Annotated in this window: 21 protein-coding genes; 4 read left to right on the top strand and 17 right to left on the bottom strand. The window is 75.0% G+C overall.

All coding sequences use genetic code 11. The annotated features are described in order from the left end of the window. Positions 1-578 (top strand): glycerate kinase (locus VGI02_RS17540; protein WP_331629129.1); only part of this gene is annotated, 578 nt, incomplete at its 5' end. On the opposite strand, the gene VGI02_RS17535 is transcribed toward VGI02_RS17540, so the two are convergent. After that, complete coding sequence (locus VGI02_RS17535) at positions 551-1,936, bottom strand: PQQ-dependent sugar dehydrogenase (protein ID WP_331629127.1); 1,386 nt, start codon at positions 1,934-1,936, stop codon at positions 551-553. The two genes, VGI02_RS17540 and VGI02_RS17535, sit on opposite strands and share 28 nt — an antisense overlap. A 110-nt stretch (positions 1,937-2,046) precedes the next feature. Between VGI02_RS17535 and VGI02_RS17530 the strand changes: the two genes are divergently transcribed. Further along, positions 2,047-3,033, top strand: coding sequence for a DUF2127 domain-containing protein (locus VGI02_RS17530; protein ID WP_331629125.1), 987 nt, complete (start codon positions 2,047-2,049; stop codon positions 3,031-3,033). Between the two features lie 130 nt (positions 3,034-3,163). After that, a complete protein-coding gene (locus VGI02_RS17525) occupies positions 3,164-4,144 on the top strand; it encodes a cation diffusion facilitator family transporter (RefSeq protein WP_331629133.1) in 981 nt (326 codons plus the stop codon). Here VGI02_RS17525 and VGI02_RS17520 read toward each other — a convergent pair. The 16 genes from VGI02_RS17520 to VGI02_RS29145 form a co-directional block, all read right to left on the bottom strand. Further along, positions 4,120-4,845 (bottom strand): TetR family transcriptional regulator, encoded by a 726-nt coding sequence (locus tag VGI02_RS17520; protein WP_331629123.1) that lies wholly within the window; start codon positions 4,843-4,845, stop codon positions 4,120-4,122. The two genes, VGI02_RS17525 and VGI02_RS17520, sit on opposite strands and share 25 nt — an antisense overlap. A 58-nt stretch (positions 4,846-4,903) precedes the next feature. Continuing rightward, entirely contained in the window at positions 4,904-5,104 is a 201-nt protein-coding gene (locus VGI02_RS17515; protein WP_331629121.1) for a hypothetical protein, read from the bottom strand. 148 nt (positions 5,105-5,252) lie between these two features. Beyond that, positions 5,253-5,786, bottom strand: a complete 534-nt coding sequence (locus VGI02_RS17510) for a hypothetical protein (RefSeq protein WP_331629119.1) — start codon at positions 5,784-5,786, stop codon at positions 5,253-5,255. Positions 5,787-5,966: 180 nt separating this feature from the next. Continuing rightward, positions 5,967-6,944 (bottom strand): SDR family NAD(P)-dependent oxidoreductase, encoded by a 978-nt coding sequence (locus tag VGI02_RS17505; RefSeq protein ID WP_331629117.1) that lies wholly within the window; start codon positions 6,942-6,944, stop codon positions 5,967-5,969. A gap of 91 nt (positions 6,945-7,035) precedes the next feature. Next, positions 7,036-8,649 carry an alpha/beta hydrolase gene (locus VGI02_RS17500; RefSeq protein WP_331629115.1) on the bottom strand — a complete coding sequence of 538 codons (1,614 nt, stop codon included), beginning with the start codon at positions 8,647-8,649 and terminating at the stop codon, positions 7,036-7,038. A 107-nt stretch (positions 8,650-8,756) separates the two neighbouring features. Then, complete coding sequence (locus tag VGI02_RS17495; protein WP_331629113.1) at positions 8,757-9,827, bottom strand: ATP-dependent DNA ligase; 1,071 nt, start codon at positions 9,825-9,827, stop codon at positions 8,757-8,759. 14 nt (positions 9,828-9,841) lie between these two features. Beyond that, the gene (gene amaP / locus VGI02_RS17490; RefSeq protein WP_331629111.1) at positions 9,842-10,444 is read right to left on the bottom strand and encodes an alkaline shock response membrane anchor protein AmaP; all 603 of its coding nucleotides are present in this window, start codon (positions 10,442-10,444) and stop codon (positions 9,842-9,844) included. After that, complete coding sequence (locus tag VGI02_RS17485; RefSeq protein WP_331629109.1) at positions 10,441-10,974, bottom strand: DUF6286 domain-containing protein; 534 nt, start codon at positions 10,972-10,974, stop codon at positions 10,441-10,443. Before VGI02_RS17485 ends, amaP begins: the two co-directional genes overlap by 4 nt. Positions 10,975-10,982: 8 nt before the next feature. After that, entirely contained in the window at positions 10,983-11,408 is a 426-nt protein-coding gene (locus tag VGI02_RS17480; RefSeq protein ID WP_331629107.1) for an Asp23/Gls24 family envelope stress response protein, read from the bottom strand. After that, on the bottom strand, positions 11,405-11,584 hold the full coding sequence (locus VGI02_RS17475) for a hypothetical protein (protein ID WP_286052920.1): 180 nt from the start codon (positions 11,582-11,584) through the stop codon (positions 11,405-11,407). Before VGI02_RS17475 ends, VGI02_RS17480 begins: the two co-directional genes overlap by 4 nt. 47 nt (positions 11,585-11,631) lie before the next feature. Further along, positions 11,632-12,039 carry a hypothetical protein gene (locus VGI02_RS17470; protein ID WP_331629105.1) on the bottom strand — a complete coding sequence of 136 codons (408 nt, stop codon included), beginning with the start codon at positions 12,037-12,039 and terminating at the stop codon, positions 11,632-11,634. Beyond that, on the bottom strand, positions 12,036-12,365 hold the full coding sequence (locus VGI02_RS17465; protein ID WP_331629103.1) for a hypothetical protein: 330 nt from the start codon (positions 12,363-12,365) through the stop codon (positions 12,036-12,038). Before VGI02_RS17465 ends, VGI02_RS17470 begins: the two co-directional genes overlap by 4 nt. 59 nt (positions 12,366-12,424) lie before the next feature. Next, positions 12,425-12,916 (bottom strand): Asp23/Gls24 family envelope stress response protein, encoded by a 492-nt coding sequence (locus VGI02_RS17460; protein WP_331629101.1) that lies wholly within the window; start codon positions 12,914-12,916, stop codon positions 12,425-12,427. A gap of 124 nt (positions 12,917-13,040) precedes the next feature. Then, on the bottom strand, positions 13,041-14,090 hold the full coding sequence (locus VGI02_RS17455) for a class I SAM-dependent methyltransferase (RefSeq protein ID WP_331629099.1): 1,050 nt from the start codon (positions 14,088-14,090) through the stop codon (positions 13,041-13,043). A 74-nt stretch (positions 14,091-14,164) separates the two neighbouring features. Further along, positions 14,165-14,947 (bottom strand): pyrimidine reductase family protein, encoded by a 783-nt coding sequence (locus VGI02_RS17450; RefSeq protein WP_331629097.1) that lies wholly within the window; start codon positions 14,945-14,947, stop codon positions 14,165-14,167. Next, positions 14,944-15,339, bottom strand: coding sequence for a DUF3072 domain-containing protein (locus VGI02_RS29145; protein ID WP_414638306.1), 396 nt, complete (start codon positions 15,337-15,339; stop codon positions 14,944-14,946). The genes VGI02_RS17450 and VGI02_RS29145 overlap by 4 nt, the downstream gene beginning before the upstream one ends. 801 nt (positions 15,340-16,140) lie before the next feature. Here VGI02_RS29145 and gltB point away from each other — a divergent pair. Continuing rightward, positions 16,141-19,793 (top strand): glutamate synthase large subunit (gene gltB, locus VGI02_RS17435; RefSeq protein ID WP_331629095.1); only part of this gene is annotated, 3,653 nt, incomplete at its 3' end.

The following is a 19,793-nucleotide window of genomic DNA, read 5'->3' as shown; positions in this document are numbered from 1 at the left end:
CCTGCGACGTGGACAACCCGTTGCTCGGCCCGCACGGCGCCGCGGCCGTCTACGGCCCGCAGAAGGGCGCGGACCCCGACGCCGTGGCCCGTCTGGACGCCGCGCTCGCGTCCTGGGCGTCGGTACTCGGCGCGGCCACCGGGACCGGCGGCCGCGAGGACGAACCGGGGGCCGGCGCCGCGGGCGGCGTCGGCTACGGGGTGCTGGCGCTGCTCGACGCGCGGCTGCGGCCCGGGTTCGACCTGGTCGCCGAACTGCTGGGGTTCGACGACCGCCTGGCCGGTGCCGATCTCGTCGTCACCGGCGAGGGACGGCTCGACGCCCAGACCCTGCGGGGCAAGGGCCCGGCCGGAGTGGCCGCGCGGGCCGCCGCGGCCGGGGTCCCGGTGCTCGCGCTGGCCGGGTCGGTGGCCCTGGGTCCGGACGAGCTCGCCGCGGCGGGCATCGGCGGCTCGGCGGCCCTCGCCGACCTGGAGCCGGACCTGCGCCGCAGCCAGGAGCACGCCGCCGCGCTCCTGGAGCAGATCGCGGCGACGGTCCCGCTGCCGGTTCACCTCCCGGGCGGCGCCACCCGGTAGATCGCGCCCGCCTCGTCGTCGCTGACGTAGAGCGCCCCGTCGGGCCCGGGGACCGCCGCGACCGGCCGACCCCAGCGCGACCCGTCGGGGGCCTGGAACCCGCCGACCAGGGTCTGCTGGTCGCCCATCCGGCCGTTCGCCCAGCTGAAGAACGACACCTCGGGGGCCCGCGGCGCTGTCCGGTTCCACGAGCCGTGCACGCCGGCCACGGCACCCTCGCCGAGGCCCGGGACGTTCGCGAAGGTCAGGCCCAGCGGCGCCGAGTGCCCCCCGAAGGTCTGCTCGATCGGCGCGAGCGTCGAGCAGTCGAGCTTCGAGCCGTCCGCGTTGGTCTCGGCGTCGCGGGTGAACGCGAGGTCGGCGTGCTTGAGCGGCGTCAGCGGGGCGCCGGGCTGCGTGTCCGGCTCCGGGTTGCAGAACGGCCACCCGAGGTCGCGGCCCGGGGTGAGCGCGGCCAGCTCCTCCGGCGGATGGTCGTTGACGTACTGCGGGAGGACCTGGCCGAACGCGTCGCCGTCGCCGCCATAGGGCTGGTGGTAGGGGAACTGGATGTTGTCGCGGTTGTTCACCGCGGTCCACACCTCGCCGTCGGGCCCGACGGCGAGGCCGGTGCCGTTGCGCACGCCGCGCGCGAACACCTCCGGTTTGCCCCCGCCCGGCGGCAACCGCAGGATCGACGCGCGCTGCGGGTCCGCGTCGCGATCCTGCGGCGAGATGTTCGCCGTCGAGCCGACCGAGACGTAGAGCGACTTGTCCGGGCCCACGGCCACGGACTTGAGCGCGTGCGCATAGGCGCCGCCCAGGCCCGCGCCCTTGGCGTCCGGGAGGTTCGGGACCACGACCCGCTTCCCCGCGGCCTGGCCGTTCCCGTACTGGTAGGCCGAGACCTGGTTGCTCTCGGCGACGTAGAGCGTCGAGCCGTCGAACGCGAGCCCGTGCGGCTGGGTGAGCCCGGTGAGCAGCGACGACGACGTGGGCGGCGCGCCGTTCGCGCCCGGCACCAGCCGCGTGACCTCGCCGGTCTCGGGCAGCGAGACCAGCAGCGACCCGTCCGGCGCCCAGACCTCCAGCCGCGCCTTCGGCACCCGTGCCCACACCGAGGCGGTCCACCCCGGCGGCACCATCACCGAGCGCGAGGTGTCGAACGGGGCGTCCCCGAGGCCGGGGCCCGCCTGCAGCGGCGTCGACACCAGGCCCGCGGTGGTCGCCGACGCCGGGGCCGCGGGGGCGGTGGTCCCGGCGTTCGCGGCCGGGGGGCCGTCGCCGGAGGAGGAGCAGCCGGCGAGGAACAGGAGCGCGGCCAGCCCGGCGAGGACGAGGCGGACGGGTGCGGGGGAGATGCGGGGCTCAGTGGTCATGGCACCCACCAGCGTGGCGGTCCGCCTTCCCGATCACCACTCGGGGTGCTCGGCGCGCGCGTCGACGGGCCGGTCGCTCGTACGATCATCGTGCCGGGAGGAGCCCGCCCATGAGCAGTACGACACCGAGCAGCACATCACCGAGCACCACGTCACGGAGCAGCACGTCACCCAGCGCGCCACCGACCCCGACCCCGGGGACCGACGGGGCCCTGCTGCGCGCGCCGGACGGGTCGCACCGCCCGCCCGGGACGGTCGCCCCAGCACGCTTCCGCGCCCGGTTCCACTACGAGCTCGTCACCTGCGGGCTGCGCGGGCACGCCCTGCTGGGCACCGATGCGGCCACCCTGTCCTCCGACGACGACGGGTTCGACCCGGCGATCGTCGTCCGCGAGGACGCTCCCCAGGAGGGGAGGACGGCCCTGCGCTGGCACCGCTGCCTGCGCTGCGACTCCTGGGTCCCGCTGCCCGCCCCGGCCGCCCCGACCCGGGCGCAGCTGCCGACCCGTGCCGAGGTCGACCTGCCGCTGCGGGGTCGGGCCCTGCGCGACCGGTTCGTCCTGCGGCTCATCGCGATCGACCGGGTGATCCACTTCGTGGGCCTCGCGCTGGTCGCGGCGGCCGTGTTCGTCTTCCTGGCCGACCGCGACGTGCTGCGGACCCCGTTCTTCGCGGTGCTCGGGACGCTGCGGGACACCGTGGGGATCGGGGACGGCGACGACGGCTTCGTCGGCGAGCTCACCCGGGCGTTCTCGGCGAGCGCGACGACGGTCGTGCTCATCGGCCTCGTCGTCGCCGCCTACGCCCTGCTGGAAGGCGTCGAGGCGATCGGGCTGTGGCGGGCCCGGCGCTGGGCGGAGTACCTCACGCTGGTGGCCACCGCGGTCCTGCTCATCCCCGAGATCTACGAGCTCACCGGGCGGGTCACCGCGTTCAAGGTCCTCGCGCTGGTCATCAACCTCGCCGTCATCGCCTACCTGCTGTTCGCGAAACGACTGTTCGGGCTGCGCGGTGGAGGGGCCGCCGAGGAGGCGGCCCGGGCCCGCGACCAGGGCTGGGACGCCCTCGTGCGCACCGCCCCCGGCGCCCGTGACTGAGCCCCCGGCGCCCGTGACTGAGCCGGGGCCCGCGGGGGGCGACGGCGCGGCCGAGGGAGAGAGCGCCGGCGAGGGAGACAGCACCGGCGAGGCGGACAGCGCCGGCCCGAGCGGCAGCACCCTCACCGTCCTGATCGCGCTGGCCTCGAACGTCGGGGTCGGCATCCTCAAGCTGGTCGCGGGCCTGCTCACGGGGTCGTCGGCCATGCTCGCCGAAGCCGCGCACTCGGTCGCGGACACCACGACCGAGGGGCTGCTGCTCACCGCGCTGCGGCGGTCGTCGCGGCCCGCCGACCGGGCCCACCCGTTCGGCTACGGCAAGGAGCGCTACTTCTGGGCGCTCATCGCCGCGGTCTCGGTGTTCGTCACCGGCGCGACGTTCGCGGTCTACGAGGGCATCGCGACGATGGCGTCGGGGGAGAGCGAACAGACGCTGGCGTGGGTGGCCTACGGCGTGCTCGCCCTGTCGGCGCTCATCGAGGGGACGTCGTGGGCGCAGGCGGTCCGCCAGGTGCGCGGCGAGAGCCGGGAGCTCGGGCTCTCGATGCTGAGGTACCTGCGCGTCTCCGACGACCCCACGGTCAAGAGCGTGTTCTACGAGGACTCCGCGGCGCTGATGGGCCTGGCGCTCGCCGCCCTGGGCGTCGGTCTGCACCAGCTCACCGGTTCCGGGGTCTGGGACGGGGTCGCGTCGCTGCTCATCGGGGTGCTGCTGGCCGGGGTGGCGTTCGTCCTCGGGCAGACCAACCGGTCGCTGCTCATCGGGCGCACGGCCGGGGTGCGGATCGTGCACGACGCGTTCGACCACATCGCCGACGCTCCCGAGGTCGACCAGGTCGTCGACATCCAGACCATGGTCACCGGTACCGACTCCGTGCTGCTCTGCGCACGCGTGGACTTCGTCGACACCCTCACCGCCGCCGACCTCGAGCGCGCCTGCGTCCGGCTCGACGACGAGCTGCGCGAGGCCCTCCCCGACCTCGACGAGATCTTCATCGAGCCGGTGCCGCGCAACGACCCGGACGTGCGGGCCGCGGTGATGGAGCGCTACGGCGACACGCTCGCCCGCTGGCAGGCCGAGCGCGATCAGGGCTCGCGGGCGAGCCGGTAGGCCTCGAGAGCCGGGGCGGGTCGGGTGCTCCAGTTCGACGCCGCCCAGCCGGCGTGCCACGTGGCCGACGCCATGATCGGCAGCAACCCCTCCCACGACTCGCTCATGCGCGCCCACAGGTCGTCGGGCCCGTCGGCGAGTCCGTAGTTCCCGTTGGCGACGGCGACGACGGCGCGGCCCGCGCGTCGCGGGTCGACCTCGGCGGCGAGCAGGCCCGCGGCCGCGGCCTGCTCGAGGCGCTCGATCGTCGCCCGCTCCCAGTCCGAGAGCCAGCGGGACCGCAGGTCACGCAGCTCGGGGTCGTCGAGGGCCCGGCCGACCCCGCGGACGAGGGGGTCGTACATCCATCGCGCCACGTACGCGTCGGTCTCGATGAGGAGGCGCCAGAGCGGGTCGAGGCCCCGGGCGGCGATCTCGGCGACCACGACGTCCCACGACCGTTCGACCTCGACGACCACCGCCTCGGCGAGGGCGTACTTGCTGCGGAAGTGGAAGTACAGCGCGCCCTTGGTCAGCCCGGCGGCGGCGAGGATGTCCGACAGCGACGCGCCGCGGTAACCGGCCTCGTCGATGAGCGCGGCCGCGGCGACCAGCAGGCGCCGACGGGTCCGCCGGGTGCGCTCCCGGACCCCGTCGTCGGCCCAGCGCGACACCGGGATCACGAGTGCGGACGCCGACAGCGGCGTGACGGAAGGCGTCACCCCGCCATCGTACGACCCCGGATGATCATGATCGGGACGCACGTCGTCTCCGGAGCGCTCACACGCGTGCGAGCAGGTGTCGCGGACCACCGGCCGACGCGGGCACCCGCACCGGCCGGCGGGGGTCACGCGTCGAGCCGGGGAAGGACAGCATCGTGCACGGCAGCGGGTCGTCACCGCCGTCGCGCCACCACTGGTCGACCGCGTCGAAGATCGGCGTGGCCGAGGACGGGCGGGGCGGCGCGGACGCGGAGGACATGGGTCCGACGGTGGCACCCCACCGTCGCCGGGTTCCAGCGCCGCTCCGGCGGGTCACCTGGTCGGGACGCCCAGGTTCGCCCGGTCCGGGGACAGCGGCCGTCCGGGCGAAGAAGACCCGGCCGGGGTCGCGGTGTTGCGCGCCACCGTCAGATCGTGGGCAGGACCGCCACGACGAGCATCGCCGCGATCGAGATCGTCATCCCGACGACGGCGACCGGGCGGCGGACCGGCGAGCGCAGGGCCACGCCGCCCAGGACCAGGGCCAGCACCGCGACGCCCAGCGCCACGTAGGTGTCCCAGGCCATGGCCATGGTCCCGAACGCCAGCGGCCGGAAGCTGATCAGCAGCGCCAGCAGGCCGAGGATGACCGAGAAGGCCGCCGGGGCGTTGCCCGCGGGCCGGGGGTCCTCGACGTCCACGGACGGGTCCCAGGCATAGGGCCCGACGCTCGCGACGCCGTGCGGGCCGGTCGGAGTCGGACGCGGGCCGGGGACGTAAGGGCTGGGGTAGGGCCGGGCGCCGGCGTAGGGGGCCTGTCCGGGGTACGGGTGCTGCGCGTAGGGCGGCCGGGGACCTGCGGGGAACCCGCCGGTCCCGGGGCGGTATCCGCCGGGCGGCGTGACCGGGGGCGCCGAGGTCGGCGCCGCGTGCCGACCCTGCCGCTCGCCCGCGGTCCCCATGTCCTGACCCATCATCCGTCGCCCCCGAGGCACCCGGTCCCCGCGCCGTCACGGGGTGTTCACCCGTCGCATCGGTCGGCGGCCGTCCGGCGTTATCCGGAGCCGGGACCGTACCCCGATCGGAGGAACCGATCGAGGGACCGTTCGCTCCCGGACCAGGTCAGGGTGGGCCGGGCGGGCTCAGGCGGGGCCGACGGCGTCGACACACAACGCCCACAGGCCCGCCCGCGCCTCGGGGGCCTCCTCGCCCCCGGGCAGGTAGTGGGTCGGCCGGGGCACCCGGTCGTGCCAGAACACGCCGCTGCACTGCCCGGGCTCGCGGGCGGCCTGCAGCCACACCGCGGTGTCGGCCCCCTGGTCGACGGTGCGCAGCAGCGGCCCGGTGATCCGGCGGAACGCCGGCAGCGACCCGGCGACGCCCGGGGTGTCGGCCCACCCCGGGTGCATGCTGTGCACCGCGACGCCCGCGCCCGCGAGGTCGTCGGCGAGCAGTTCCGCGAGGACCACCTGCATGCGCTTGGTGCGCGCGTAGGCGGCGCCGCCCGAGAACCGGCCCTCGCGGAACTCCGGGTCGTCGGTGCGCAGCGAGGCGGTGTACATCCCTCCCGAGGACACGAAGACCACGCGTGCCGGGCTCCCGGGGCGGTCGGGGGGCGAGCCGGCCCGGAGCAGGGGCAACAGTTCGCGGGTGAGCAGGAACGGGCCGAGGACGTGGGTGGCCAGGCACAGTTCGTGGCCCGCGGCGGTCTCGGTGCGGGCGTCGGGCAGCACGCCCGCGTTGTGGACCAGGCCGTGCAGCGCGATCAGCCGGTCCCGCGCGTCGGCCGCGTAGCGCCGGACGTCGTCGAGATCGGCGAGGTCGCAGCGCCCCACCGTCACCTGCGCGCCGGGGTGCGAGGCGAGCACCCGGTCGCGGGCGGCCTCACCCCGGCCGCGGTCGCGCACCACCATCTCGACCGCGGCGCCGAGGCTCACCAGGCCGGCCACCGTCGCCTCGCCGAGCCCGGTGCTCGAGCCGGTCACCGCGATCGTCCGGCCCCGCAGGGCCTCCGGGGGCAACGTCGACCACCCTGCCGAGCGGGCCAGGAAGCCCAGACGGGAGTAGCCCGGGATCACCAGGCGGTCGAGCGCGGCGTCGAGCAGGCGCGGCAGCGGCACGCGGGCAGCGTACGGGCGGTGCCTCTCCCCGGCACGCCGATGATCATCGTGTCGCCCGGCGGAGCGCGGACAGCACAGTCGCCCACCGTGCTCACGGTGGGCAGACGGTCTCCTCGCGCGGGATCCGGCCGTCGACCAGGAAGTCGTCGACGACCCCGGCGATGCACGGCGTGGCGGGGTAGGCGCCGTGCCCGGCACCCAGCCACGACACCAGCACCGAGCCCTGCATGCCCGCGGCGACCCGCTGGCTCTCGGCGAGGGGCACCGCCGGGTCCGCGGCGGTCCCGAGCAGCAGCGCGGGGGTCGCGGTCCCGGCGAGCGGGGCGGGGGCGCCGGTGGGCACGGGCCACGAGGAGCACTCCAGCGCCCGCTGCGCGAACCACCCGCCGAACACCGGATCGCCCGCCGCGGCCCGGCGCACCGCCGCGCCGACCTGGTCGACGGTCTGGCGGGCGCTGTCGTCGTTGCAGGCCTGCACGAGCCCGATGTCGTACCCGGCGTCGTCGGGACCGGTGCCCTCCCGGGAGTCGGCGAGCCCGAGGACCCCCGCGGGATCGCCGGCCCGGGCCGCCGCGAGCGCGGTGGCGAGACCGGGCCAGGAAGCGGGGTCGGCGAGCCGGTCGACCAGCACCGTGACGACGGTCCCGGCGGTCACCTCGCGGCCCGGGACGGGCCCGGTCGCGCTCGGTGAGGCGGGCAGGGGCGCCGTCCGCAGTCGCGCCACGAGGTCGGCGACGGCGGCGCGCGGGTCCGGACCGAGCGGGCAGTTCCCGCCCGACGTGCAGGCCGTGGCGAAGGCGTCGAGCGCCGCACGGGCCGCGGCCCCCCGTGCGTCCGAGCGGACGGGGTCGGCGGCAGTGGGGTCGGGGAGGGCGTCGAGCACGAGGCGGCCCTGTGCGCCGGGGTGCGACTGCGCCCACGCGGCGAGGGCGGCCGCGCCGCCACCCAGCCCGACCGCGTTGAGCCGGGACGCCCCGAGCGCCTGGCGGACCGCCTCGAGGTCGTCGGCGTCGGTCGCGGTCGTGAAGTCGGTGAGCGAGTCCTCGAGCAGCTGGGAGCAGGTCTTGGCGGCGCTGCCCGCCGCGGCCGCGAGCGGGGCGAGGGCGGCGGCATCCCCGGCGGTCGGGTCGGCGTCGTCGAGCGCGGCGCGGGTGGTCGGGGTGATGCAGTCCACCGCGGTGCCCGAGCTCCCGCGGACATCGATCCCGTAGAGGGTGCGGCCGGAGAGGAGGTCCGCCGGGCCCTGGGCCGCGAGCCGGACGGCCGACTCGGTGCCGGTGCGCCGTCCCGGGTCGCCGAGCACCGCGACCGGCACCGTCGGGGTCGCCGGGGCGGGGCCGAGCGTCACGCGGGTCACGTCGACCTCGGCGGCCGAGGCCGACGACCCGGCCGCGAACCCGCCGCCCACCGGCACCGTCGCGCAGCCCATCCGCACGTCGCGCCCGCCGAGCGCGGCCTGCCCGCCGAGGCCGGCGAGGACCGGGCCGGTGCAGTCGGTGAAGTCCAGCGACGGCGTCGACGGCGTCAGCGGCGGCAGCGCGGGCGGTGGGGCCTCCGGGGTGGTCTCCGCCGGGGCGGCGGCCGGGGGCTCGTCGCTGTTCACGGTGGCCACCGGAGGCCGCTGGCTGGGGCCGACGGCGCACCCCGCGAGGAGCCCGAGGACCGCCAGCGCGGCGACGGCGAGCACCCGGCTGCGGACGAGCACCCGGGTGCTGATGCGCGGAGCGGGGATGATGCGACCTCTCGTGATCGTCGGGGCCGACCCATGATGCCCCGCCGGTGGTCGCGCCCCGGTGAGACCCCGGAGGCCGGTCAGGCCGTCGGCAGGATCTCGCCGAGGTCGAAGCTGACCGGGCGCTCGAGCTGGTCGTACGTGCAGGACTCCGGGTCCCGGTCGGGGCGCCAGCGGACGAACTGCGTGGTGTGGCGGAAGCGCTCGCCCTCGAGGTAGTCGTAGCGCACCTCGACCACCCGCTCCGGGCGCAGCGGGGTGAACGAGAGGTCCTTGCCCGCGTTCCAGCGGCTGGTCTCGTTCTTGCGCGGTGTGCGGTCGCCCTGCTCGTGGGCGGCCCAGTTCCACGGGTGCTCGTCGAACGACGTCACCAGCGGCTGCAGTTCGGCGAACAGTTCCTTGCGCCGGGCCATCGTGAACGCCCCGACGACGCCGACCGAGGCCAGCGTCCCCTCGGCGGTGTGGAGGCCGAGCAGCAGCGAGCCGAGGGCGTCCGGTCCCGACTTGTGCACCCGGTAGCCCGCGACGACGCAGTCCGCCGTCCGCTCGTGCTTGATCTTGCTCATGACCCGCTTGTCGGGTTGGTAGAGCAGGTCGGGCTTCTTGGCGATGAGCCCGTCCAGCCCCGCGCCCTCGAAGCGGACGAACCACTCCCGGGCCTCGTCGAGGTCGGAGGTCATCGGGGTGACGTGCACCGGGGCTCGCCCCGCCGGGCCCAGCGCGTCCTCCAGCGCAGCGCGGCGCTCGGCGAAGGGCCGGGAGGTCAGGTCGTCGTCGCCGAGGGCGAGCAGGTCGAACGCGACCACGCTCGCCGGGGTCTCCCGGGCGAGCAGGTTCACCCGGGAGGCGGCGGGGTGGATGCGCTGCTGCAGGGCCTCGAAGTCGAGACCGCGACCGTCCGCCCCGGCGACGATGATCTCGCCGTCGAGGACGCAGCGCGGCGGCAGGTGCTCGCGCAGCGCCTCGACGACCTCGGGGAAGTAGCGGGTCATCGGCTTGGTGTTGCGGCTGCCGATCTCCACGTCGTCGCCGTCGCGGAAGACGATCGCGCGGAACCCGTCCCACTTGGGCTCGTAGCGCTGGGCCTCCGGGATGGTCTTCACGGGCTTCGCCAGCATCGGGAGTACCGGCGGCATGACGGGCAGGTCCACGGGCCCAGTGTGGCTCAGAGCACGCGCGGGGTCTTCGCCGCCGCGGCGTCCAGTTCGATGCGGACCGCCGTCGGCAGCGCGTCGACCGCGAACGCCTGGCGCGCCCGGGCGAGGACCCGGCCGTCGACCTCGGCCCACACGTCGCGCACGTCGGCGTCCTCGACGAGCCAGAGCGTCAACCGCAGGGCAGGCCTGCGCTCGGTGCCGACCAGGCGCACCCGGGCCCGGCTGACGCCTTCGATCGACTCCGCATCGCTGCGCACCGCCTCGGCTATCGCGGAGTGCTCGACGGTCAGACGCTGTCCGGGCACCTCCGAGAGCAGGACGTCGGGCCGCGGCTCGGGCCGCAGCGACCGGATCGCCCACGTCAGGCCCACGACCAGCAGCACGATCCCGCCGACGATCGCGATCCACCGGGCGGCGTTCGCGTTGTCGGTGATCCAGGCGCTGATGTCCGGGTCGATGAGCGGGCGCTGCGCGCGGTAGACCCCGAAGATCCCCATGCCGAGCAGCACCACCAGCACCCCGACGGCGAGCAGGACCAATCCGGAGAGGATGACCAGCGTGCGGTCGGAGGCGGTGGAACGGGCGACCGCGGCGCGGGAACGGCGGCTCACTTGACCCCCTTGGTAGCGGCGACGGAGACCGACACGCGCGGCCGGCGCGCGAGCGGCAGACGGGTGAGCAGGTCGTCGACCCGGCCCCGGACGGAATCGCGCACGCCCTCGGGCGCGTCGAGGGTCCCGGCCTTGACCACGACCTTCTTCGACGAGGCGACGACCGAGGCCGACACCACGTCGGCGTGGGACCGGACCTCGTGCCCGACGGCGCGGGCGAGCGAGCGCGGTGAGGTGGTCACCGTGACCTCGGGGACCGGGTCGGTGAGGCGGACGTCGTGGCGGCGGCCGACGAGGGCCACGAGCAGCACGAGCAGCCCGACGACGCCGATACCGATGGCCACGCCGCGTACCACGGGGGACGACCAGGTCGTCGCCAGGAGGGCGGCCTGCCAGGTCGGCCACGGGACGATCAGCGGCGAGGACGCGGGCGCGAGCCACGCGGTGATGACCTCGATCGTGGTGATGACGCCGGCGGCGGCCACGACCAGGCCGAGCACGGGGGAGAGCAGACGCAACAGGAAGCGCATGGCAGCGGTCACTCCGTCCGTCGGGTGGGGGCCGCGGGGCCGGCCGGGACGGCGAGCGCCGAGACGGTGACGTCGAGGGCGCGCACCGCGTAGCCGGTGAGCGTCTGGACGCGCTCGCGGACGTTGCCGCGGACCGCGTCCACGGTCAGCGCGATCGGCGCGGGGTAGGCGAGCGGAACCTCGAGGCGCAGGTCGACCTGGTCGCCGTAACCGGAGACCTTGGCGGTCGACCCGGCCTCACCGAGGCCGACACCGACCAGACGCCGCTCGGTGCGGATCGTGCCCTCGGTGGTGTCCGCGGCGTGCTCGGCGATGCGGCGCACCACCGAGAAGGAGATCTCGAGGGTGCCGCGCTCGCCCGCCTCGTCGCCGGCCGTCCCGGGATCGGGGACGGTCGGGACCGGCGTCGTCGCGTCGCTGGCGGGCTCGCTCATCGGTCGCGGCCGCGTCCGGTGAACTGGGTGAGGTCGAGCTCGCCGTCGAGCACACGCCCGACGACCAGGCCGAGGATGCCCAGGACGAGGGCGATGAAGAAGCCGACGAGACCGCCGGCCGCCGCGGCGACGCCGAGCAGGAGGCCGACGAACAGGCCGGCCGTGGTAGCGCTCATGGGAAGGACCTCCAGGCAGAGCGAGGGGCGGGTACGGGGCCGCAGGGTCAGATCACCCGGCGTGTACGGACGGGATGGAGCGGGCCTCGGCCCAGCCAGCGGCGGCCGGCCCGCAGGGTGCGGGGCACCACGTGGCCGGAGACCGCGACGATCGGTGCGTCGAGGCGCGGGTCGTCGTCGGGGATCGTCCGGCGCGGCGGAGGTCCCGTCGGACCGGTGCTCCAGGCCGGGTCGGTGGCCCCGGCGATGTCGGTGGCCCCGGTGATGTCGGTGTCACCCACGGCGGCGAAGGGCGACCGGCCCGCGCGGAAGGCCTCCACGCCGAGCCGGAAGGTCTCAGGGTCGCCGCCGACGTCCGGGTGATGGCGGCGGGCGAACGCCCGGAAGCGCGCGGCGACGGTCGCCGCCGCCCGGCCCGCGTCGGGGCCGTGCCCCCGGTCGTCCACCGCGGTCACGGGACGGGACCCGCGGGCTCGACGTCGGTGACGACGACGTCCACCCGCTCGGCCCCGGTCTCGGCGCCGACCAGGACGCGCAGGGCGTCCGCGGTCGCCAGCACCGGAGCTCCGAGGCGCAGGACCACGCTGATCCGCGCCGGTTCGCCGCCGTCCCCGAGCGCGACGCCCACGAGGCGGCGCCCCGGCAGGTAGGTCGCGATCGACCCGAACTGACCGCCGGAGAGCCGCACGACGTCGGGGTGCGCGAGCAGGGCGTCGGCGACGCGCTCGGACAGCCCCCCGCGGCCCGGGGCCGACGCGTCCCCCGGGGAGGTGGCGCGCACTCCCGGAGCGGAGGCGGGGATCGCCCCGGGGATCCCGGCCGCGCCCGGAGCGGGGACGCTCACTCGACCCGCGAGGTCGGAGCAGGCGCGGGCTCGGAGTCGTCCTCGTCGCCCGGCATGTGGATGTCGTTGACCGCGATGTTGACCTCGATGACCTCGAGGCCGGTCATCTGCTCGACGGCGCCGATGACGTTGCGACGCACGGCGCGGGCGAGCTCGACGATCCCGGCGCCGTACTCGACGATGATGTCGAGGTCGATCGCGGCCTGCTTCTCGCCGACCTCCACCTGCACGCCCGCGGCCTGCGAGGTGCCGGTGCCGCCGGGGATGCGCTCGCGGATGGCACCGAAGGCGCGCGAGACACCGCCGCCCATCGAGTGCACGCCGGAGACCTCGCGGGCCGCGATCCCGGCGATCTTCTGCACCACGCCGGAGGCGATGGTGGTCTTGCCCTGGCCGGAGTCGTCGGCGAGACGGGACGGCGAGGCGCCGCCGGTGCGCGGACCGGGGCTCGCGGTGGTCGTCGAGGGAGAGTCCGAGGCGGTCGTCATGTAGCGCTCCTCTGCGCTCGGGGGCGGGACGTCGTGTCACGGGTCGTGATCACGCTCGCGGCCCGCCGACTACCCGTAGGACTGCGGCGGGCGCGGGATCATCACGGCATGTCACCCGAACGGACTACTCGATGATCGCGACGCCGATGAGCGAGTGGGCTGCGCCCAGTCCGCGTTGCAGCCGGTACTCGACGTCGCGGAGCCCCGTGGCCAGGCACGTCCGGGCCTCGATGGTGGGCCCGTCGGCCGCCTCACGGGCCGCGGTGCGGGCGAGGCACGCGTTCCATGCCGGTTCGAGGGCGGCGAAGAAGTCGGTGATCTCGGCGGGGGCGTCCACCGCCGGGGCGGTGAAGGACAGGTCGTCCAGCGCGACGGTCACGTCGCCCTCGTGGAGGCGGTTGACGAGGGACCGGTAGTTCGGCACGTCCGGGGCGAAGGCGCCCGTGGTCGTGTGGCGGCCGACCATCACCGAGCGATCGTGGTAATCGACCGAGCGGAGCCGGACGCCGGTCGCGCCCGCGGCCCGCTCGAGGGCCGCGGCCACCGAGCGGCGGGTGTGGACGCTCATGGGCGCCGCGATCGCGTCGTCCCGTTCGTCCGCGCCGTGGAAGAACGACATCCGGTAGTCCCAGGAGTCCAGCCCCCACCGCGTCGTCCATTCGATCGAGTATCGGCCGAGCACGTCGACGACGAGCGCCGTCGGCCCGCGCCTGCGGCCCGCGGCGGCGAGGATGCCGGTCAATGCCTCCGGGAAGTCCGCGTGCGACAGGTGGGAGTAGGGCACGCCCGCGGAGAGGTACAGGTCGACGTCGTCGACGGGCGGGCCGGCCCTGACATCGCCGCGGAGGAACTCGACGTCGGCGCGGTCGGCGTGCTGGGCCCGCGCGGTCTCGACCATCGCGGGGTCCGGGTCCAGGCCGACGTAGTGGACGGGCCGCGCGGGGTCCGGGGTCAGCGCGAGACCCCCGTCCACCAGGGCGAGGCCGTCGCCGGTCCCGGCGCCGACGTCGAGGACCCGCAGCGGCCGGGACGAGCGCGGCAGGGCCGCGATCGCGGACGCGAGGAGCCGGTGGTTCAGCGGCTCCTCCCAGAGCCGCTTGACCGGGTCCCGGCGATCCGGGGACAGGTAGTGGGCGGAGGCGCCGTCATACGAGGCGCGGGTGCGGCGGGTCACGGTCGTGTCCCTCGGAGCGGCCGACGGGCGCGGAATCCCATCCGGAAAGGATCTCCGCGACCCGCCCGTCCGCGCTACCGGGGCGGCGGGTCGACCAGGTCCCCCCGTTCCGTCCGGTACCGGAGCATCAGCCCGTCGTCGTGGGCGAGCACCGACGCGAGGCGCATCGCCTCCGGTCCGGCGGGCGACCCGTCGGGTGCCTCGAGGATGCGGCCCGCCCCGCCGCCTGCCAGCTGCGGCGCCAGGCTCAGGCACAGCTCGTCGACCAGCCCCGCCGCCGCGAACGACCCGAACAGGCCCGGCCCGCCCTCGCACAGCACCCGGTACAGCCCGCGCCCGGCCAGCGCGCCGAGCACGGCGGCGGGCGTGACCTCCGTGTCGCCGACGGCGAGGACCTCGGCGGCCTCGGAGAACCGGTCCCGAGCCCCCGGGGCCGCCCCCGCCGTCGTCAGCAGCAGCGGCGGGACCGCGGTGTCGGTGAACAGCGGGGCATCGGGCTCCAGGGCCGCCGTCGCGGTGACGACGGCGACCGGGGGCACCTCGGCCCGGCCCCGCGCCCGGCGTCGGGCGCGGAGCTCCGGCGAGGTGCGCACGCCGCGATACCGCTCGGCCCCCACCGTGCCCGAGCCGGCGACCACCACGTCCGCGAGCTCGCGGAGCAGGCCGAACACCTGCCGGTCGCCCGGGGCGGTCAGGCCCGTGGAGACCCCGCCCGCGCTGACGGCGCCGTCCGCGCTCGCGACGAAGTTGACGCGGACGAACGGGCGCCGCGGCGGGTCGGGATAGGCGTAGACCCCGGCGAGCGCCGACCGGTCGAGCTCGCCCGGCGGGCCGCCGGGCGGCCACACGTGCCTCATGGGGTCGCCTTGGCCCTCAGCTCGTCGATCGCGCGGGAGGCCTGCGACTTCGACAGGCCGGTGGGCGGCTCGGTGCCCGCCTGTTGGGCGAGCGTCTCGAGATAGCTCGCCTGCGGGCCGGTCATCGGTTCCTCGCCGGTGACCCACTCGTCCGTGGGCCGCTCCACCGGCTGGTTCCCCTCGGGCGAGTCGCCCGCCGGGGCGGCGCTCGACTGCAGCCGCTCGATCTCGTCCGAGGCCCGGGCCTTGGTGAGTCCCTCGGGGACCGTCTCGCCCGCCTGGTGCGCGAGGGTCTCCAGGTAGGAGGCCTGCGGGCCGGTCATCGGCTCGTCCCCGGTGACCCACTGTGAGGAGTCCTTCTCCGCGTCGGATCCCTCCCCCTGGGCCTTCACGCCGTGGGGGTCCGGAGCGGCGTCCGGCGACTGTGTGTCAGCTGTGTCTCCACCGGGGTCTTGGCCGGACGGCGTGTCGGACGGCACACTGTCCCGCGTGTCGGTCTCACTCATGATGGCTCCCGAGGTCGTGGCCGTCGTGTGTCGTGCTGCTGCTCGCACGGGCGGTCCCACCGCCGCGGGGCGTCACAGACGCGTGGCGCGTCGCGGACGCCCCGGGCGATCGAACATCCGTTCGAGACCATAAGGGCATACCCCGACATCACGACCCCGATACCCGTCGGTCCCCGCAGATCGGGCTGCGGCGCGGACCGTCGGTGCACGGGAACTCCGACGACGGAGGCGGCGATCCCGCCCCCGGAGCCGGAGGCGACGCCCTCGGGTGGACCGACACCCGCAGTGACAACGACGTCACGACGGGATGACGCCACCGTGGCCGGAGCGGCCGCCAGGTTGCCGGAACGTGGCGATCAGCACGTTCCCGATCTCGTTCGGGCCCGTGCGCGGGGCCTTCGGCACCGTTAACGTCAGGTTGCTTCGGACCACACCACGGAGCCGTCCGCCCTCGGGCCGGCGGACGATGCTCCGGCCCGACCCCCGGGACGCCGTCCCCCGACTCCCGCTCGAGCCCAGCTCCCCACCCCGCCCGTACCGGGCGACGGCCTCCTGCCGCCGACCGCCGACCGCCTCCTCGCCCGCCGGAACCACCCAGACCCGCCGCACTCCGCACGCCTGCTCGGCCGTTCGGCCGCACACCGCCGCGGAACGGCCCACCACCTTCGTCGACGACGGGAGGGGCACGTGGCCACCACCGCCACCGGCACCAGCACCACCGGCCGGAACCAGGACCTCGCGGTCCGCGCAGCCGGCACCGCATCCACGGCACGGCCGCGCGCCCAGGGGCTCTACGACCCCGCGCACGAGCACGACGCCTGCGGTGTCTCGTTCGTCGCCGACATCGCGGGTCGCCGCGACCACGGCATCGTCGCGAAGGGGCTCACGGCCCTGATCAACCTCGAGCACCGCGGCGCCCGCGGGGCCGAGCACGCCACCGGCGACGGGGCGGGCATCCTCCTCCAGCTCCCGGACGGCCTCTTCCGCCCGCTGCTCGCCGAGCAGGGCGTCACGCTGCCGTCGGCGGGCCGCTACGCCGCGGGGACCGCGTTCCTGCCCACCGACCAGGCGCGGGCCGAGGAGGCGTGTGCCATCGTCGAGCGCCTCGCGGCCGAGGAGGAACTGGAGCTCCTGGCCTGGCGCGACCTGCCGACCGACCCCGACGGTGCGGGCATCGGCCCGACCGCGCGCGAGGTCATGCCGCGCTTCCGCCAGCTCTTCGTGGGCCTGCCCGACCACGTGACGACCGTGGTCGACACCCCGAACGCCGGCGACGACGACGCGGACGTCGTCCTCACCCTCGAGCGCCGGACCTTCGCGCTGCGCAAGCGCGTGGAGCACGAGACCCGCGCCGCCGGGTGCGAGACCTACTTCCCGAGCCTCTCGGGCCGAACCATCGTCTACAAGGGCATGCTCGCCGAGGAGCAGCTCGGACCGTTCTACGCGGATCTGCGTGACGAGCGGACCACCAGCTCGCTCGCCCTCGTGCACAGCCGGTTCTCGACGAACACGTTCCCGGCCTGGGACCTCGCGCACCCCTACCGATACCTCGCGCACAACGGCGAGATCAACACGTTGCGCGGCAACCGCAACTGGATGACCGCCCGCGAGTCCATGCTCGCCACCGGCGCGTTCTCGGCCCGCGAGCTCGACCGGCTCTTCCCGATCGTGACGCCGGAGGCCAGCGACTCCGCGAGCTTCGACGAGGTGCTGGAGCTGCTCCACCTTGCCGGGCGCTCGCTGCCGCACGCGGTGCTGATGATGATCCCCGAGGCGTGGGAGAACCACACCGAGATGGATCCGGCCCGGCGGGCCTTCTACCGGTACCACTCCACGATCATGGAGGCCTGGGACGGTCCGGCCCTCGCCGCGTTCACCGACGGGTCCGTGATCGGCGCGGTCCTGGACCGCAACGGCCTGCGCCCGGCGCGCTACTGGGTCACCGAGGACGGCCTGGTCGTGCTCGGCAGCGAGGTCGGCGTGCTCGAGATCGAGCCGTCCGCGATCGTGCGCAAGGGCCGCCTCGAGCCCGGCCGCATGTTCCTCGTCGACACCGTCGGGCGCCGCATCGTCGACGACGACGAGATCAAGGGCGAGCTCGCCGCGGAGCACCCGTACGACGAGTGGCTGCACGCCGGGATGATCGAGCTCGCGGACCTGCCCGCGCGGGACCGCGTGCCGTTCGACCGCGAGGTGCTCGTCCGTCGGCAGCAGACCTTCGGCTACACCGACGAGGAGCTGACCCTCCTGCTGCGCCCGATGGCGACCGGCGCGGGCGAGGCCACCGGGTCGATGGGCAACGACGCCCCGCTGGCTCCGTTCTCCGCGCGCAGCCGGCTGCTGTTCGACTACTTCATCCAGCTCTTCGCGCAGGTCACCAACCCGCCGCTGGACGCCTACCGCGAGGAGCTCGTCACCTCGCTGGGAGTCTCGCTCGGCTCGGAGACCAACCTGCTCGAGGTCAGCCCGGCCTCGTGCCGGCGCGTGGTGCTCTCGCTGCCCGTCATCGACGACGACGAGCTCGCCCAGATCATCGGGATCAACGACGACGGGAACCTCCCCGGCTTCGCCCCGCACGTGGTCTCCGGGCTCTTCCTGGTCGGGGGCGGCGGCGCGGCACTGCACGCCCGCCTCGCCGAGATCCGCGAGGAGGTCTCGGCCGCCGTCGCCGACGGCGCCCGTGTGATCGTCCTGTCCGACCGCCACTCCGACCCCGACCGCGCCCCGATCCCGACGCTGCTGCTCACGGGCGTGGTCCATCAGCACCTGGTGCGGGAGAAGACGCGGACCCAGGTCGACCTCGTCGTGGAGGCAGGCGACGTCCGGGAGACCCACCACGTCTCGCTGCTGCTCGGCTACGGCGCCTCGGCGGTGAACCCCTACCTCGCGCTGGACACCGTCGCCGACCTCATCGACCGCGGCGTGATCACCGGCGTCGGCGTGCCCACGGCCACCCGCAACATCGTCGAGGCGCTCGCCAAGGGCGTGCGCAAGGTGATGAGCAAGATGGGCGTCTCGACGGTCGCGTCGTACATCGGCGCGCAGATCTTCGAGGCGATCGGGCTGGGCGAGCAGGTCGTCGCCGACTGCTTCGCCGGCACCACGTCGCGCCTGGGCGGGGTCTCCTACGACGTCCTCGCCGAGGAGGTCGCGATCCGCCACCGGCTGGCCTGGCCCGCCGACGGGGTCCGGGCGAACCACCGCGAGCTGGCGGTGGGCGGTGAGTACCAGTGGCGCCGCGAGGGCGAGCTGCACGTGTTCAACCCGCACACCGTGTTCAAGCTGCAGCACTCCACGCGGACGCAGAATTACGACACGTTCAAGGAGTACACGCGCGCCGTCGACGAGCAGAGCTCCGCGCTGCTGACGCTGCGCGGGCTGTTCGCCTTCAAGCCCGACCGGGCGCCGGTGCCGATCGAGGACGTCGAGCCGGTCTCCGAGATCGTCAAGCGGTTCAACACCGGCGCCATCTCCTACGGGTCGATCTCGCAGGAGATGCACGAGGTGCTCGCGATCGCGATGAACCGCCTCGGCGGGCGGTCCAACACCGGCGAGGGCGGCGAGGACCCGGGCCGCTTCACCCGCGACGCCAACGGCGACTCGCGGCGCTCCGCGGTCAAGCAGGTCGCGTCCGGCCGGTTCGGCGTCACCAGCGAGTACCTGGTCAACTCCGACGACATCCAGATCAAGATCGCGCAGGGCGCCAAGCCCGGTGAGGGCGGGCAGCTGCCCGGCCACAAGGTCTACCCCTGGATCGCGAAGACCCGGTACTCCACGCCCGGCGTCGGCCTGATCAGCCCGCCGCCGCACCACGACATCTACTCGATCGAGGACATCGCCCAGCTCATCCACGACCTGAAGAACGCGAACCCGGCGGCGCGCATCCACGTCAAGCTGGTCTCGCAGGTCGGGGTCGGGACGGTGGCCGCGGGCGTGTCCAAGGCCAAGGCCGACGTCGTGCTGATCTCGGGTCACGACGGCGGGACGGGCGCGTCGCCGCTGTCGTCGATCAAGCACGCGGGCGGTCCGTGGGAGCTCGGCCTGGCCGAGACCCAGCAGACGCTGCTGCTCAACGGCCTGCGCGACCGGATCGTCGTGCAGACCGACGGCCAGCTCAAGACCGGCCGCGACGTCATGATCGCCGCGCTGCTGGGTGCCGAGGAGTTCGGCTTCGCGACGGCGCCGCTGGTCGTCTCGGGCTGCATCATGATGCGGGCCTGCCACCTTGACACCTGCCCGGTCGGCGTCGCGACGCAGAACCCGGCGCTGCGGGCGAAGTTCAACGGCAAGGCCGACCACGTCGTCGCGTTCATGGAGTTCATCGCCCAGGAGGTGCGCGA

It is taken from the genome of Actinomycetospora sp. (genome assembly GCF_036497245.1).
In the GTDB taxonomy this organism is placed as follows: domain Bacteria; phylum Actinomycetota; class Actinomycetes; order Mycobacteriales; family Pseudonocardiaceae; genus Actinomycetospora.
Note: the sequence above shows the minus strand (reverse complement) of the source record. Positions and strands in the feature narration are given on the sequence as shown.

Coding starts and splice junctions, on each gene's coding strand:
- VGI02_RS17535 (WP_331629127.1), bottom strand. CDS start 1,936: ATGACCACTGAGCCCCGCATCTCCCCCGCACCCGTCCGCCTCGTCCTC.
- VGI02_RS17530 (WP_331629125.1), top strand. CDS start 2,047: ATGAGCAGTACGACACCGAGCAGCACATCACCGAGCACCACGTCACGG.
- VGI02_RS17515 (WP_331629121.1), bottom strand. CDS start 5,104: ATGTCCTCCGCGTCCGCGCCGCCCCGCCCGTCCTCGGCCACGCCGATC.
- VGI02_RS17510 (WP_331629119.1), bottom strand. CDS start 5,786: ATGGGGACCGCGGGCGAGCGGCAGGGTCGGCACGCGGCGCCGACCTCG.
- VGI02_RS17485 (WP_331629109.1), bottom strand. CDS start 10,974: ATGCGCTTCCTGTTGCGTCTGCTCTCCCCCGTGCTCGGCCTGGTCGTG.
- VGI02_RS17480 (WP_331629107.1), bottom strand. CDS start 11,408: ATGAGCGAGCCCGCCAGCGACGCGACGACGCCGGTCCCGACCGTCCCC.
- VGI02_RS17475 (WP_286052920.1), bottom strand. CDS start 11,584: ATGAGCGCTACCACGGCCGGCCTGTTCGTCGGCCTCCTGCTCGGCGTC.
- VGI02_RS17460 (WP_331629101.1), bottom strand. CDS start 12,916: ATGACGACCGCCTCGGACTCTCCCTCGACGACCACCGCGAGCCCCGGT.
- VGI02_RS17450 (WP_331629097.1), bottom strand. CDS start 14,947: ATGAGGCACGTGTGGCCGCCCGGCGGCCCGCCGGGCGAGCTCGACCGG.